The organism is Mycobacterium sp. 1482292.6 (assembly GCF_001672995.1).
GTDB lineage: Bacteria > Actinomycetota > Actinomycetes > Mycobacteriales > Mycobacteriaceae > Mycobacterium > Mycobacterium europaeum_A.
This window is the reverse complement of the sequence record NZ_LZKV01000031.1, coordinates 25,235-39,434: the sequence shown is the minus strand read 5'-3', so window position 1 is coordinate 39,434 and position 14,200 is coordinate 25,235. Positions and strand designations below refer to the sequence as shown.

General features: G+C 69.0%; 13 protein-coding genes and 1 pseudogene. 8 read left to right on the top strand and 6 right to left on the bottom strand.

Going from position 1 to position 14,200, the window contains the following annotated elements; genetic code table 11:
• The 3 genes and pseudogenes from A5624_RS28830 to A5624_RS01855 form a co-directional block, all read right to left on the bottom strand.
• Positions 1-176 (bottom strand): annotated as a pseudogene (locus A5624_RS28830) (RDD family protein); the annotation flags it as partial.
• Between the two features lie 121 nt (positions 177-297).
• The gene (locus tag A5624_RS01860; protein ID WP_066860615.1) at positions 298-1,704 is read right to left on the bottom strand and encodes a cystathionine beta-synthase; all 1,407 of its coding nucleotides are present in this window, start codon (positions 1,702-1,704) and stop codon (positions 298-300) included.
• A 51-nt stretch (positions 1,705-1,755) separates the two neighbouring features.
• The gene (locus A5624_RS01855; protein WP_066860612.1) at positions 1,756-2,823 is read right to left on the bottom strand and encodes an alpha/beta hydrolase fold domain-containing protein; all 1,068 of its coding nucleotides are present in this window, start codon (positions 2,821-2,823) and stop codon (positions 1,756-1,758) included.
• Between the two features lie 242 nt (positions 2,824-3,065).
• Here A5624_RS01855 and A5624_RS01850 point away from each other — a divergent pair, with 242 nt between their 5' ends.
• Together A5624_RS01850 and A5624_RS01845 are read left to right on the top strand one after the other, a co-directional pair.
• Positions 3,066-4,028 (top strand): SGNH/GDSL hydrolase family protein, encoded by a 963-nt coding sequence (locus A5624_RS01850; RefSeq protein WP_156748747.1) that lies wholly within the window; start codon positions 3,066-3,068, stop codon positions 4,026-4,028.
• Between the two features lie 89 nt (positions 4,029-4,117).
• The gene (locus A5624_RS01845) at positions 4,118-5,335 is read left to right on the top strand and encodes an acetyl-CoA C-acetyltransferase (RefSeq protein ID WP_066860606.1); all 1,218 of its coding nucleotides are present in this window, start codon (positions 4,118-4,120) and stop codon (positions 5,333-5,335) included.
• Between the two features lie 212 nt (positions 5,336-5,547).
• On the opposite strand, the gene A5624_RS01840 is transcribed toward A5624_RS01845, so the two are convergent.
• On the bottom strand, positions 5,548-6,399 hold the full coding sequence (locus A5624_RS01840) for a Bax inhibitor-1/YccA family protein (protein WP_066860603.1): 852 nt from the start codon (positions 6,397-6,399) through the stop codon (positions 5,548-5,550).
• A gap of 227 nt (positions 6,400-6,626) precedes the next feature.
• On the opposite strand from A5624_RS01840, the gene A5624_RS01835 reads away from it, so the two are divergent.
• The 4 genes from A5624_RS01835 to A5624_RS01820 all read left to right on the top strand — a co-directional run bounded on the left by A5624_RS01835 (position 6,627) and on the right by A5624_RS01820 (position 11,007).
• Entirely contained in the window at positions 6,627-7,664 is a 1,038-nt protein-coding gene (locus A5624_RS01835) for an enoyl-CoA hydratase/isomerase family protein (protein ID WP_066860600.1), read from the top strand.
• A 13-nt stretch (positions 7,665-7,677) separates the two neighbouring features.
• Positions 7,678-8,460 carry an enoyl-CoA hydratase gene (locus A5624_RS01830; RefSeq protein ID WP_066860597.1) on the top strand — a complete coding sequence of 261 codons (783 nt, stop codon included), beginning with the start codon at positions 7,678-7,680 and terminating at the stop codon, positions 8,458-8,460.
• Between the two features lie 9 nt (positions 8,461-8,469).
• Positions 8,470-10,260 carry an alpha/beta-hydrolase family protein gene (locus tag A5624_RS01825; RefSeq protein ID WP_066860594.1) on the top strand — a complete coding sequence of 597 codons (1,791 nt, stop codon included), beginning with the start codon at positions 8,470-8,472 and terminating at the stop codon, positions 10,258-10,260.
• A gap of 111 nt (positions 10,261-10,371) precedes the next feature.
• A complete protein-coding gene (locus A5624_RS01820) occupies positions 10,372-11,007 on the top strand; it encodes a TetR family transcriptional regulator (protein WP_066860591.1) in 636 nt (211 codons plus the stop codon).
• Between the two features lie 387 nt (positions 11,008-11,394).
• Here the strand turns inward: A5624_RS01820 and A5624_RS01815 are convergent, their stop codons facing one another.
• Both A5624_RS01815 and A5624_RS01810 read right to left on the bottom strand, forming a co-directional pair.
• The gene (locus A5624_RS01815; protein ID WP_066860588.1) at positions 11,395-11,832 is read right to left on the bottom strand and encodes a rhodanese-like domain-containing protein; all 438 of its coding nucleotides are present in this window, start codon (positions 11,830-11,832) and stop codon (positions 11,395-11,397) included.
• The gene (locus A5624_RS01810) at positions 11,829-12,434 is read right to left on the bottom strand and encodes a cysteine dioxygenase (RefSeq protein ID WP_066860586.1); all 606 of its coding nucleotides are present in this window, start codon (positions 12,432-12,434) and stop codon (positions 11,829-11,831) included. Before A5624_RS01810 ends, A5624_RS01815 begins: the two co-directional genes overlap by 4 nt.
• A 181-nt stretch (positions 12,435-12,615) precedes the next feature.
• Between A5624_RS01810 and A5624_RS01805 the strand changes: the two genes are divergently transcribed.
• Positions 12,616-13,005 (top strand): lipoprotein LpqV, encoded by a 390-nt coding sequence (locus A5624_RS01805; RefSeq protein ID WP_197518897.1) that lies wholly within the window; start codon positions 12,616-12,618, stop codon positions 13,003-13,005.
• Between the two features lie 99 nt (positions 13,006-13,104).
• Positions 13,105-14,187, top strand: a complete 1,083-nt coding sequence (locus tag A5624_RS01800; protein WP_197518896.1) for a patatin-like phospholipase family protein — start codon at positions 13,105-13,107, stop codon at positions 14,185-14,187.
• Positions 14,188-14,200 lie beyond the last annotated feature (13 nt).

Genomic DNA, 14,200 nt, shown 5'->3' with positions numbered 1-14,200 from the left:
ATGTCGCGCCCGCCGGGCGGCGGCGGGGGTGGCGGATAGGACGCGCCGCCGGATGGCGGCGGCGGAGGCGGCGTAGGCGGATTCTCCTGCCCACCCGATGGCGGTTGCTGCCCACCCGCAGACCCGGGCGACGAGGGAGGCGGCGGGTAAGCGCCGCCGGGCGGTTGATCTGTCATGGGCAACCTTCCACTCCGGGTCAGCTGGGCCCCTGGCTGGGACAGCGGAAACAGTACCCGAGCGGCTCGCGGCCGGGCGAGACGCGCGGCGCGCGCCGACGGCCACGCGCGGCATCGAAGGCTAGCGGCGCCCGGACAGCCCCCGCGGCCCGTCGGAGAGGAAACCCAGCAAGTCATACCGGGTGATCACCCCGACCGGTTTGCCCTCCTCGACCACCATCAACGCGTCCCAATCGCGCAGCGCCTTGCCGGCCGCGCTGACCAGTTCGCCGGCGCCGATCATCGGCAACGGGGGGCTCATGTGCAGCGACACCGCGTCGGCCAGTTTCGCCCGCCCCTCGAAGACCGCGGACAGCAGTTCGCGTTCGGAGACGCTGCCGGCCACCTCGCCCGCCATCACCGGCGGCTCGGCCCCCACGACCGGCATCTGGGACACCCCGTACTCGCGCAGGATGCCGATGGCGTCGCGCACCGTCTCGGACGGGTGGGTGTGCACCAGGTCGGGCAGGGCGCCGGATTTGCCCCGCAGCACGTCGCCGACCCTGGCCTCCTCGGTGGACCCGTCCAGGCGGCTACGCAGGAAGCCGTACGACGACATCCACGCGTCGTTGAAGATCTTGGACATGTAGCCCCGCCCGCCGTCGGGCAGCAACACCACCACGATCGAGTCGGGCCCGGCCTGCTCGGCGACCTTGAGCGCGGCGACCACCGCCATGCCGCACGACCCGCCGACCAGCATCGCTTCCTCGCGGGCCAGCCGCCGGGTCATGTCGAACGAGTCGGAGTCGGACACCGCGATGATCTCGTCGGGCACCGTCCGGTCGTACGCCTGCGGCCAGAAGTCCTCACCGACGCCCTCCACCAGGTAGGGCCGGCCGGTGCCGCCGGAATACACCGACCCTTCGGGGTCGGCGCCGATGATGCGCACCGCGCCGCCGGACACCTCTTTGAGGTAGCGGCCGGCGCCGGTGATCGTCCCGCCGGTGCCGATGCCGGCGACGAAGTGGGTGACCTTGCCGTCGGTGTCGGCCCAGATCTCCGGGCCGGTGGTTGCGTAGTGGCTGGCCGGGCCTTCCGGGTTGGCGTACTGGTCGGGCTTCCACGCGCCGTCGATCTCGGTGACCAGCCGGTCGGAGACGCTGTAGTAGCTGTCCGGGTGGTCGGGCGGTACGGCGGTGGGGCACACGACGACCTCGGCGCCGTAGGCCATCAGGACGTTGCGCTTGTCCTCGCTGACCTTATCGGGGCAGACGAACACGCACTTGTAGCCGCGGTGCTGGGCGACGAGGGCCAGCCCGACGCCGGTGTTGCCCGAGGTGGGTTCGACGATGGTGCCGCCCGGTCGCAGCTGTCCGCTGGCTTCGGCGGCGTCGATCATCTTGACCGCGATTCGGTCCTTCGAGCTGCCACCGGGATTGAGGTATTCGACCTTGGCCGCCACGATGCCGGCGCCGTCAGGGACGACGGAGTTCAGCCGCACCAGCGGTGTGCCGCCGATGAGGTCACTGATGTGCTGAGCGATCCGCATGCATTCATCGTCTCAGGCGGATTCGCGCGGCGCACAACCGCTGTGCGGCGTCTACTCCGTGGCCTCGCGAATGTAGTCGCCGATCTGGCGCAGCGAGCGCACGGCCTCGGGCACCATCGGCGCGGCCAGTTGGAAGTCGTGGACCTGTCCGGGCCACACCCGCACCTCGGCCGGCACGCCCACCGCGGCGAGCCGGCTCGCCGCCAGCCGCGCGTCGTGCAGCAGCACCTCGGAGCCCGACACGTGAATCAGCGTGCGCGGCAGGCCCGGCTTGATGTGGTCGAGCGGCTCGTAGACCTCTTCGGGCTTGCCGTCGACGATGTTCTTCCCGGCCGCCGTCGCCACCAGCTCGGCGAGCGCATCGAACGCCCCGGCCGTGAACATGGCATCGGTCTCGATGTTGGGGTGGGCCTGCTTGGGTTCCTTGGCCAGCTGCAGCAGGGGCGAGATCGCCACCAGCGCCGCGGGATCCTCGCCCTCCTCCTGCAGGCGCTGGGCCAGCGTGAGCGCGAGGTAGCCGCCGGCGGAGTCACCGGCCAGCACGATCTGGTCGGGCTGGTATCCGCGCCGCCGCAGCCAGCGGTAGGCGTCGTGGCAGTCGTCCAGCGCCATCCCCACCGAATTCTTCGGCAGCAGACGGTAATTGACCACCAGGATGGGCGAGTCGGCGAACTTCGACAGGGCTTCGACGAGCCGGCCGTGGGAGTTGGCACCACAGGTCAGAAACGCGCCGCCGTGCAGGTAGACGATCACGCGGCGGCTGCCGTCGGCGGGCAGCACCCCGGGCGCGCGGACCAGCTGCGCCGAGGCGTGGGGCAGCTTGATGGTCTCGCGGACGGTGGCCGACGCGGGGATCAGCACCCGGGCCGTGAGGTCGATGAGACCCCAGGGCCATGGCAGGTTGGGGACGTGACTGCCGACGGACAGGATCGGCCGGATGGTCAGCCGTGAGGTGAGGTTGGCAAGTCGCGCGGCCACGCTGGGCCCGGACTCCAGGACCTCGACCGGCGCGCCGTCGCTGATCGCGAACTTGCGCGCCTGCGCTCGGCGGGCCTTGAGGACGTCATGTGGCCGAGCGGTATTTGCCGACGACCCCGATTCCTTGCTAGGTGCGGTCATGCTCAACACTTCCTACGCCGTTGTAGTGCGATACAGCATGTGACGAGGCGACCGAGCGTCTGGTTCAGCCGTTTGCCAAGGCGCTCAGCCATCCCTTGTCTTCAGCTTGACAGCGGTTGCTTAGTGCAACGTAGGACATTGCTGATTTGATACCGGTTTTGCTTCGCACCGTGATCAGTTCGTTTTCCAGCCGCCCGCGCGAACGTCGAAGCCGCTCTAAAATCGATTGCGTGACCATGCGGGTGCCACGCCGTTCGGCGATCGCCCTGGCCACAGCGGGCGCGCTGGCCTCAACAGGAACCGCCTACCTGGGGGCACGCAGTCTGTTGGTCGGCCAGGCCACTCATGCGCGCACGATCATTCCGAAGTCCTGGGACATCCCGCCCCGCGCGGACGGCGTGTACGAGCGCGGCGGCGGGCCGGTCCAGCGGTGGCACCGCGGCATGGCGGTCGACTCGCACCTGATGATCTTCGGTGACTCGACCGCCGCGGGATACGGCTGCATGAGCGCCGACGAAGTGCCCGGGGTGCGGATCGCCCGGGGCCTGGCCGAGCAGACCGGCAAACGAATCCGGTTGAGCACCAAGGCGATTGTCGGGGCCACCTCCAAGGGCGTGTGCGGGCAGGTCGACGCCATGTTCGTGGCCGGCCCGCCGCCGGACATCGCGGTGATCATGGTCGGCGCCAACGACGTGACTGCGCTCAACGGCATCAGCCAGTCGGCGCAGCGGCTGGCACTGACCGTCCGCAAGCTGCGCGCCCGCGGCGCCGTGGTGATCGTCGGCACCTGCCCGGACCTCGGATTCATCAGCGCCATTCCGCAGCCGCTGCGGTCGCTGGCGCACGAGCGCTGCCTGCAGCTGGCCCGCGCCCAGACCGCGGCGGTCCGGTCGGCCGGCGGCGTGCCGGTGCCGTTGGCGCAGCTGATGGCCCCGCAATTCCGCGCGACACCCGAGGCCATGTTCTCCGCCGACGGCTATCACCCCTCGGCACCCGCCTATGCGCTGGCGGCCGACGCGCTGCTGCTCGCCCTCTGCGACGCGCTGGGCGAGAAGGTGGAGCTTCCGCCGCTGAGCCCGCCGGTGCCCGCGGCGGCGCCGGTGCTCGGTCAGCGGCACACCCGCAGCAGTGTCATGTCGCGGCTGTGGCGGCGTCCGGCGCCCGGACCTGCCCCGTCTTCGTGCCCCGAGGTCGGCAGCGACTAGATTTGTTGTCGCCGGTCGGAGCGGACCCACCACCCGGTGCCAAGCGAGCCAGCCCCATCTGTGGGATCTGGGACCTGAAGGGAATAACCATGCCTGAAGCCGTCATTGTCTCAACCGCTCGCTCGCCGATCGGCCGCGCGATGAAGGGGTCGCTGGTCAACATGCGCCCCGACGACCTGACCGTCCAGATCGTGCGCGCCGCACTCGACAAGGTGCCCGCACTGAACCCCCACCAGATCGATGACCTGATCCTGGGCTGCGGCCAGCCCGCCGGCGAATCCGGATACAACCTGGCGCGGGTCATCGCCGTCGAACTCGGCTACGACTTCCTGCCGGGCACCACCGTCAACCGGTACTGCTCGTCGTCGCTGCAGACCTCCCGGATGGCCTTCCACGCGATCAAGGCCGGTGAGGGCGACGCGTTCATCTCCGCCGGGGTGGAGACCGTCTCCCGCTTCGCCAAGGGCAGCGCCGACTCCTGGCCGGACACCAAGAACTCGCTGTTCGGCGAGGCCCAGGAGCGGTCGGCCGCCGCGGCCGAGGGCGCCGACGAGTGGCACGACCCACGCGCCGACGGCAACGTGCCCGACGTGTACATCGCGATGGGGCAGACGGCCGAAAACGTCGCCCTGCTGACCGGCATCAGCCGCGAAGACCAGGACCACTGGGGTGTGCGCAGCCAGAACCGCGCCGAGGAAGCGATCAAGAGCGGGTTCTTCGAGCGGGAGATCACCCCGGTGACCCTGCCCGACGGCACCACGGTGAGCGTCGACGACGGCCCACGCCCCGGCACCACCTACGAGAAGATCAGCCAGCTCAAGCCCGTGTTCCGGCCCAACGGCACGGTGACCGCCGGCAACGCGTGCCCGCTCAACGACGGCGCCGCCGCGGTGGTGATCACCAGCGACACCAAGGCCAAGGAACTCGGCCTGACGCCGCTCGCGCGCATCGTGTCCACCGGGGTCAGCGGCCTGTCCCCGGAAATCATGGGCCTGGGCCCGATCGAGGCGACCAAGAAGGCGCTGGCGCGCGCCAACATGTCGGTCAGCGACATCGACCTGTTCGAGATCAACGAGGCGTTCGCCGTCCAGGTGCTGGGTTCGGCGCGTGAGCTGGGCATCGACGAGGACAAGCTGAACGTGTCCGGTGGGGCGATCGCGCTGGGCCACCCGTTCGGCATGACCGGCGCACGCATCACCACCACGCTGCTCAACAACCTGCAGACGCACGACAAGACGTTCGGCCTGGAGACCATGTGCGTCGGCGGCGGCCAGGGCATGGCGATGGTGATCGAGCGGCTGAGCTAGGCCGCTGCTCGTCAACTGGGCGCCCGGCGCGGTGAGTGTGAAACCTGGGCGGTGAGTGTGAAACCTCGGCGACGACACGCCGAGTAACCCCGCCGCCGCTTCACACTCAACGCCGCCGCTGCACACTCAACGGCGGCACTGCACGCGAAAGCGCTCCAACACGAAAAGACCGGCACGCCAAGGGGGCGTGCCGGTCTTTTCGTTGACGAGAGCTAGTCGTTCTGCAGATAACTCAGCAGACGCAGGATCTCGATGTACAGCCACACCAGCGTCACGGTCAGGCCCAGGGCGATACCCCATGCCGCCTTGTCCGGCGCGCCGGCGCGGACCATCTGGTCGGCCGCATCGAAGTCGATCAGGAAGCTGAACGCCGCGATCGCGATGCACACCAGCGAGAAGATGATGGCCACCGTGCCGCCGCTGCGCAGGCCCAGGCCGGTGCCGCCGTTGACGTGGAACATCGCCAACACGAAGTTGCCGAGCATCAGGGCCAGCACGCCGAACATCGCGGCAACCAGCATGCGGGTGAACTTGGGCGTCACCCGGATCGCGCCGGTCTTGTAGACGACGAGCATGCCGAAGAACACCCCGAACGTGCCCAGGACCGCCTCACCGATCAGCGCCCCGGCGTTGGCGTTGGACACCGAGAAGTTGGCGAAGACGAACGAGATCGCGCCCAGCACCAGGCCCTCGAGCACGGCGTAGCTCAGCACGATGCCCGGGTTGTCCTGCTTGCGGCCGAAGGTGGCGACCAGCACCAGGACCAGGCCGCCCAATCCGCCGATCAGCGCCAGCGGCATGGCCAGCGCCACGTCGCGGGCGACCAGGAAGTAGGAGACCACGGCGGAGATCGCCAGCACGGCCAGCGTGATGCCGGTCTTGGTGACGACGTCGTCGATGGTCAGCGGACGCGAGGCTTTGGCCTCCTGGTACGGGGCCGCGTAGGGAGCCGCGTAGGGGTCGGCCCCATACCCCTGCATCGGGGGCGCGGCCGTGCCGAATTGTGCGTATCCGCCCCTCTGCTTAGGCAGCGAACGAAATACCGGGTTGCTTGTCTCCCGCACCGTCGGATCCTCTCTAATTGGCTTCGAGCTGTGCGAACACAATCTCAACGATCGGCGTTGCGCCCTGGTTCCCAGCGGACCTGGGCGTTTTCCGGTGTATTTCCGGCTCTATATAGCCTCCGCCGTTGTCGTCGCGTTAAAGATAACCCTTACCCGCGGGTACTGCGCCGGTCGTGACGATCTAGATTTCTTCCTCGAGGCTGGACCGGCTTGAGGGAGGCGAAAGCGTGACCGACGGATCCGATGAGGTTCTGACCGAAGTCGAGGGAAGCGTCGGCTTGATCACTCTCAACCGCCCCAAGGCGATCAACTCGCTGAACCAGCAGATGGTGGACGCGCTGACCGCCGTCCTCACCGACTGGGCCGACGACGACGCGGTGCGCGCGGTGGTGCTCTCAGGCGCCGGTGAACGCGGGCTGTGCGCCGGCGGCGACGTGGTGTCCATCTATCACAGCGCGCGCAAGGACGGGGTCGAGGCGCGTCGCTTCTGGCGCGACGAGTATCTGCTCAATGCCCAGATCGCCGAGTTCGCCAAGCCCTACGTGGCGTTGATGGACGGCATCGTGATGGGTGGCGGCGTGGGCGTCAGCGCGCACGCGAACACCCGGGTGGTCACCGACACCTCCAAGATCGCCATGCCTGAGGTCGGCATCGGCTTCATCCCCGACGTCGGCGGGGTCTACCTGCTGTCGCGGGCGCCCGGCGGTCTGGGCCTGCACGCCGCGCTGACCGGGGCGCCGTTCTCCGGAGCCGACGCCATCGCGATGGGCTTCGCCGACCACTACGTGCCGCACGGCGACGTCGAGGCGTTCCGCCGCGCGGTGATCACCGACGGCGTCGAGCGCGCACTCGACAAGTACACCGTCGAACCGCCGGCCAGCGAGCTTGCCGCGCAACGTGATTGGATCGACGATTGCTTCTCCGGCGATACCGTTGCGGACATCGTCGCCGCGCTTCGCGGGCACGGCGCCGGCCCGGCCGAGGACGCCGCCGACCTGATCGCCACCCGCTCCCCGGTAGCGCTGTCGGTGACCCTGCAGGCGGTGCGGCGCGCGGCCGGCCTCGAAACGCTCAAAGACGTTCTGGTGCAGGACTATCGGGTGTCGTCGGCGTCGCTGCGCTCACACGATCTGGTGGAGGGCATCCGCGCACAGCTGATCGACAAAGATCGCAACCCGAAGTGGTCCCCGGCGGAGCTGTCCGCGGTCACCGCGGCCGACGTCGAGGCGTATTTCACCCCGGTCGACGACGACTTGAGTTTCTAGAAAGGCGGTTTGGATGACAGAGGCAGATTACGAGACCATCCTCGTCGAACGCGACGACCGCGTCGGCATCATCACCCTGAACCGGCCGAAGGCCCTCAACGCGCTCAACACCCAGGTGATGAACGAGGTCACCAGCGCGGCAGCGGATTTCGACGCCGACCCCGGTATCGGGGCGATCATCATCACCGGCTCGGCCAAGGCGTTCGCCGCCGGCGCCGACATCAAGGAGATGGCCGAGCTGTCCTTCGCCGACGCCTTCGGCGCCGATTTCTTCGCCCCGTGGAGCAAGCTCGCCGCCGTCCGCACCCCCACCATCGCCGCGGTCGCCGGCCACGCGCTGGGCGGTGGCTGCGAGCTCGCCATGATGTGCGACGTGCTGATCGCCGCCGACACAGCGAAATTCGGCCAGCCCGAGATCAAACTCGGTGTGCTGCCGGGCATGGGCGGCTCCCAGCGGCTGACCCGCGCCATCGGCAAGGCCAAGGCCATGGACCTGATCCTGACCGGCCGCACCATCGGCGCCGAAGAAGCCGAACGCAGCGGTCTGGTGTCGCGGGTGGTGCCGGCCGACGACCTGCTGGCCGAGGCCAAGGCCGTGGCGACCACCATCTCCCAGATGTCGCGGTCGGCTGCCAGGATGGCCAAGGAGGCCGTCAACCGCGCGTTCGAGTCGACCCTGGCCGAAGGACTTCTCTACGAGCGCAGACTCTTTCACTCGACGTTCGCGACGCAGGACCAGTCCGAAGGGATGGCGGCCTTCGTCGAGAAGCGCCCACCGAACTTCACCCACCGCTAGGACGCGTACATGAGCGAACGGGTTTCCGCGACCAACACCGAGGCAGCTCACCTCCCGGCCGACGCCGTCGAGGAGTCCGCGGGAGCCGAGCCGGACGCCGCGCCGGCACCGGTGGCCGCACCGCGATTCGGTCGCGCCGCGCCCACCCTACCGTGGACCGAAAAGCCTTGGTGGGTAAGGCATTACACGTTCACCGGCACCACGGTGGGTTTGGTCTTCATTTGGCTTTCGCTCACACCGTCGCTGCTGCCGCGCGGCCCGCTGTTCCAGGGGCTGGTCAGCGGGCTCTCCGGCGCCATCGGCTATGGCCTGGGCGTGTTCGCGGTCTGGCTGGTGCGCTTCATGCGCGAAAAGGATCACAGCCCGGCGCCGCCAGGCTGGGCGTGGAAGGTGCTGATCCCGATCGGCGTGGTCGGCCAGGTCCTCATGGCGATCTGGTTCCACGTGTGGCAGGACGACGTGCGCGACCTGATGGGCGTGGCGCATCTTCAGTGGTACGACTACCCGCTGGCCGGGGTGCTGTCGGTGGTGGTGCTGTTCACGGTGGTCGAGCTGGGCCAATTCACCCGCTGGCTGGTCAGGGTTTTGGTCGACCAGGTTGACCGGTTCGCACCGTTTCGGCTCTCGGCCACCATCGTGGTCGTCACGCTGGTGGTCCTGACCATCACCCTGCTCAACGGCGTGGTGCTCAAGTTCGCCATGCGGACCATGAACCACACCTTCGCCTCGGCCAACGAGGAGATGAATCCCGACACCGCTCCCCCGAAAACCCCGCTGCGATCCGGTGGCCCGCAGTCCCTGGTGTCCTGGGAGTCGTTGGGCCGCGAGGGCCGCGTCTTCGTCGAGGGCGGCCCGACGGTCGAGCAACTCGCCACCTTCAACGGTGCACCGGCCATCGAGCCCATCCGCGCCTATGCCGGATTGGACTCGTCGAAGGGCATTACGGCCGCCGCCGAGCTCGCGGCACAGGAGTTGGCGCGCACCGGCGGACTGCGGCGCGCCGTCGTCGCGGTGGGCACCACCACCGGCACCGGCTGGATCAACGAGGCGGAAGCCTCGGCGCTGGAATACATGTACAACGGCAACACCGCGATCGTGAGCATGCAGTACTCGTTCCTGCCGAGCTGGCTCTCGTTCCTGGTGGACAAGGAGAACGCCCGGCACGCCGGGCAGGCCCTGTTCGAGGCCGTCGACAAGCTGATCCGCCAGCTGCCCGAAGCCCAGCGACCCAAGCTCGTGGTGTTCGGCGAGAGCCTGGGATCGTTCGGCGGCGAGGCGCCGTTCTTGAGCCTGAACAACGTGCTGGCGCGCACCGACGGGGCGTTGTTCAGCGGGCCGACCTTCAAGAACACCATCTGGACCGATCTGACGTCGACCCGTGACGGCGGGTCGCCGGAGTGGTTGCCGATCTACCAGGACGGCAGGTATGTCCGATTCGTCGCTCGCGCAAAGAATTTGACGCGTCCCGACGCGCCGTGGGACCACCCGCGGGTGGTGTATCTGCAGCACGCGTCGGATCCCATCGCCTGGTGGACGCCCGACCTGTTGTTCAGCAAGCCCGACTGGCTGAACGAACCGCGCGGCTATGACGTGCTGCCGCAGACGCGCTGGATTCCGGTCGTGACCTTCCTCCAGGTGTCGGCCGATATGGCCGTGGCGGTGGATGTCCCCGACGGCCATGGCCACCGCTACGTCGCCGACGTCGCCGACGGCTGGGCCGCCGTGCTGTCACCGCCCGGCTGGACCCCGGACAAAACCGCGAAACTGCGCCCGCTGCTGCACTCGGACGAGACGGCCTAGGGCCAGACGACCCAGAGCCAGCGGCGGGCGGCCGAGCCGGTGTCCGCGAACACCGGATCGACCCGCCCCGGCCCGCTTTTCAACGAGTGTTGAAATGATATCGTTCGCAGCGTGTCGCCGCCTGGGGAAGTTCAGAAGCGGCGCGGTAGACGCCAAGGCGAGCCGGTATCGCGCGACGCGGTGCTTGGCGCGGCCAAGCGGCAGTTCGCCGCCCATGGCTACGACAAAACAACGCTGCGGACGATTGCAGATGATGCGCGAGTAGACCCTTCGATGGTTTTGTATCTCTTCGGCTCGAAGGCGGCATTGTTCCGCGAGTCGATGAAGCTGGTGCTGCCCTCTGATTTGCTAACGACTGAGATCGCTCGCCAAGACGACGACTTAGGCTGCCGCATAGTGCGGGCCTACCTTGGCATCTGGGAGCAGCCTGATACGGCCGCGAGCATGGTGTCGATGGTGCAGTCGGCGACGTCGAACAGCGATGCCAACGATGCATTTCGCGGTTTCCTGCACGACTATCTGCTCACGGCGGTGTCCAGCGCCCTGGGCGGTGGCGATGAAGCGCGTCTGCGCGCAATGCTGGCCGCGACCAACCTCGTCGGCACTGGAATGCTGCGGTACGTCATGCGTGTGCCTCCACTGTCGTCGCTCGGCGTTGATGAGGTGGTCGGGTTGGTGGGGCCAGCAGTGCACCGGTTCCTCACCGCCCCCGCCGATGAGCTGGGGCTCGGCCTGGCGACGCAATAACCGCCACGGCGCGCGAAGATGCGGTCCCGTGCCTGCCGGACAGCCACCGAACCAGCGCCGGCGACGCGGCGGTGACCTCGAAGATTCCGTACGGAACACCCCCAGCACGATGCATTAATTCAATCGCGATTGAAATTTGCCCGCGGTCCATCTAGAGTTCTGTCAGGGGGCCGAAGAACGGAGTCCTGATGTCACGTCTAACCGCGAAGATCCTGATTGCGGCCGTCCTCGCAATGACCGCCGTTGCCGCGGCCGCATGCGTTCCCCCGGCCGGCGTCGAATCACCCGTCGGGGTTGCAGTTAACTAGTGGGCCCGGCTTTGGCAGGTTCCCAACGCAAGGTCGCCGTTGCTGACCACCTCAACGAAGCAACGACTGACGAGGCGACCTAGAGCCAGCGGCGGGCGGCCGAGCCGGTGTCCGCGAACACCGGATCGACCCGGCCCCCCGCCAGCTCGCTTAGCACGCCGGCGCCGGCCAGCGCGTGATAGCCCCCGATGACGTCTGTGGCGCGGTGCAGGCCGATGTCCAGCAGCGCCGCCGCGGCCAGGCTGGACGTGTAGCCCTCCGAGCACAGGATCACCCATTCGACGTCGTCGCCGACCGCCTCGGGCAGCCTGGCCTCGCTGGTGGGATCGCAGCGCCACTCCAGCACGTTGCGTTCGATCACCAGCGCCCCGGGCACCTCGCCCTCACGAAACCGCTGGGCCTGCGGCCGGATGTCGACCAGCACCGCGCCGCGGCGCACCGCGTCGGGCACTTCCACCGCGGGCAACCGGCGAAACCGGCGCCGGGCGGATCTCAGGACGACGTCGATGCGGCTCATGGCGATCCTTCCGGCTGGTCGGTCAGTTCGGTACGTTCGCGGCGCAACGTCTTGCGGTCGGTGATCTCGTAGTACGACATCGCGGTCAGGGGCGGCGAGTACGCGTGCACGCTCAGCGTCGGCTGCACCGGCGCGGCGCCCGGCACCCCCGCGCTCGGCAGCGCGACGGGCGCCGACACCGGGCGGGGCGCCCAGACCACGTCGTGCACCCAGCCCAACGGGAATCCGGCCTGATCGCCGGCGTCGAGCCGACGGCGTCGCAAAGCCCTTCCGTCCCAACGATATTCGTTGAGCGATCCGGACAGAACGGTCAACGCCCCCAGCGACCCGCCGTGGTCGTGCAGTTCGGTCGGCTGCCCGGGCACCCAGCTGATCAGCCAGACGTCGAGTTCCTCGTCGCCGTGGATGCGGGTGAACCAGCGCCGCGACTGCGGTATGCCCCCCGGCGGCAGCAGGTGATCGCAGCGCCCGCTGAGCACATCGTCGGCGGCCCGGTCGGTGGCGTAGAGCAGATCGGGCACGCGAAGCCGGGTCGGACCGGCGGACGGGGCGGAAAGGGTGCGGGGGCGCGCGGCAGCCTCAGTGGCTACGGGAACAGACATCAGGGGAGCTCCAGGGCGAAAACGGAAAGGACAAGCGGCGGCGTGTTACGGCCGACAACACTCGCAAAATCCGAAGCGCTCCATCACGGCCGCAAGTGTTGCATAGATTGAGACCGTGCGCTGGTGCGGTGATCGGTCCCGGCGATGGGGCGCGGTGGTGGTGGCGACCTTCGTGGTGGGCATGGCCCTGACGGCCACGGGGTGCTCGCACGGCGCGCACACCGGTGCTCCCTCGTCCTCGTCGGCGCGGCCGTCCGGCATCCCCAAGGGCCCCGGTTCGGCGCCCCCGGGTGCGGTCGGCCTGTCCCCCTCGGGCGTGACAACCAGGGTCGATGTGCCCGCGGACTCCACCGAAGAGGAGTACTACCAGGCCTGTCACGCCGCGCAGCAGTGGATGGACGCCCAGCCCAAGACCGGTGCGTCGCTGTTCGAGCCCTATCTGTCGATGGTGCAGGCGTCACCGACGGGCACCCCGGGCAGCTGGAACGCGCCCTGGTCGAAGCTGACCCCGGCCCGGCAGGCGGCCGTGATCGTCGCCGCGCGGGCGGCCGCCAACAACGAATGCGGGTAGCGCCGCGCCCGGGGTGCGCGCCGCCGCGTAATTGGGATCACGGCTGAAAAAACTGCCCTGGCCGCCCGGTCACCTCGCGCCCCCGCGCAAAATGGAGGGGTGCCTGACGAAGTTCCGCGTCGATCAGCAGCGACCCGGGTGGCACTCGCGCTCGGCAGCGGCGGCGCCCGCGGCTACGCGCACATCGGGGTGATCGAGGCCCTGGCGGCGCGCGGCTACGAGGTGGTGGGCGTCTCCGGCTCGTCGATGGGCGCCCTGGTCGGCGGTCTGCAGGCGGCCGGGCGACTCGACGAGTTCGCCGACTGGGCGAAGTCGCTGACCCAGCGCACCATCCTGCGGCTACTGGACCCGTCCATCAGCGCGGCCGGTGTGATGCGGGCCGGCAAGATCTTGGACGCGGTGCGCGACGTCCTGGGCCCGGTCGCCATCGAGGACCTGCCCATCCCGTATACCGCGGTGGCGACCGACCTGTTGGCGGGCAAGTCGGTGTGGTTTCAGCGCGGCCCCCTCGACGAGGCGATCCGCGCGTCCATCGCCATCCCCGGGGTGATAGCCCCCCATGCGGTCGACGGGCGGCTGCTCGCCGACGGCGGCATCCTGGATCCGCTGCCGATGGCCCCGCTCGCCGCGGTCAACGCCGATTTGACCATCGCGGTGAGCCTGTCCGGCAGCGAGGCGATCGGCAACCGCGAGCCGGAGCCCGGCGCCACCGTCGAGTGGTTGACCCGCATGGTGCGCAGCACCTCCGCGCTGCTCGACACGGCCGCCGCCCGTTCGCTGCTCGATCGGCCGACGGCGCGGGCCGTGCTGAGCAGACTGGGCGGCCCGAGCGGGGAGGCCGACGGCTGGGCGGACGCCCCGGATGACGAGCGGCCCGCGGCCGACGACGACGTCGACCACGAGGTCGACGAATTACCCGGCGCCGGATGCGGCGTGCCGAAGCTGGGCAGCTTCGAGGTGATGAACCGGACCATCGACATCGCCCAGGCGGCGCTGGCGCGTCACACCCTGGCGGTTTACCCGCCCGACCTACTCATCGAGGTCCCGCGCTCGACCTGCCGGGCCTTGGAATTCCACCGGGCGGTGGAGGTCATCGAAGCCGGGCGGGCGCTGGCGAACGAGGCGCTCGACGCGCTGGACGTCGAGGACGACCCGGAATCCCCGCCCACGACCGAGCACTGAGCGGTCTCAATAC

Bases quoted from the DNA above. Each gene is read 5' to 3' on its own strand.
- A5624_RS01860 (WP_066860615.1), bottom strand. From the start codon at position 1,704: ATGCGGATCGCTCAGCACATCAGTGACCTCATCGGCGGCACACCGCTG.
- A5624_RS01855 (WP_066860612.1), bottom strand. From the start codon at position 2,823: ATGACCGCACCTAGCAAGGAATCGGGGTCGTCGGCAAATACCGCTCGG.
- A5624_RS01845 (WP_066860606.1), top strand. From the start codon at position 4,118: ATGCCTGAAGCCGTCATTGTCTCAACCGCTCGCTCGCCGATCGGCCGC.
- A5624_RS01830 (WP_066860597.1), top strand. From the start codon at position 7,678: ATGACAGAGGCAGATTACGAGACCATCCTCGTCGAACGCGACGACCGC.
- A5624_RS01825 (WP_066860594.1), top strand. From the start codon at position 8,470: ATGAGCGAACGGGTTTCCGCGACCAACACCGAGGCAGCTCACCTCCCG.
- A5624_RS01815 (WP_066860588.1), bottom strand. From the start codon at position 11,832: ATGAGCCGCATCGACGTCGTCCTGAGATCCGCCCGGCGCCGGTTTCGC.
- A5624_RS01810 (WP_066860586.1), bottom strand. From the start codon at position 12,434: ATGTCTGTTCCCGTAGCCACTGAGGCTGCCGCGCGCCCCCGCACCCTT.
- A5624_RS01805 (WP_197518897.1), top strand. From the start codon at position 12,616: ATGGCCCTGACGGCCACGGGGTGCTCGCACGGCGCGCACACCGGTGCT.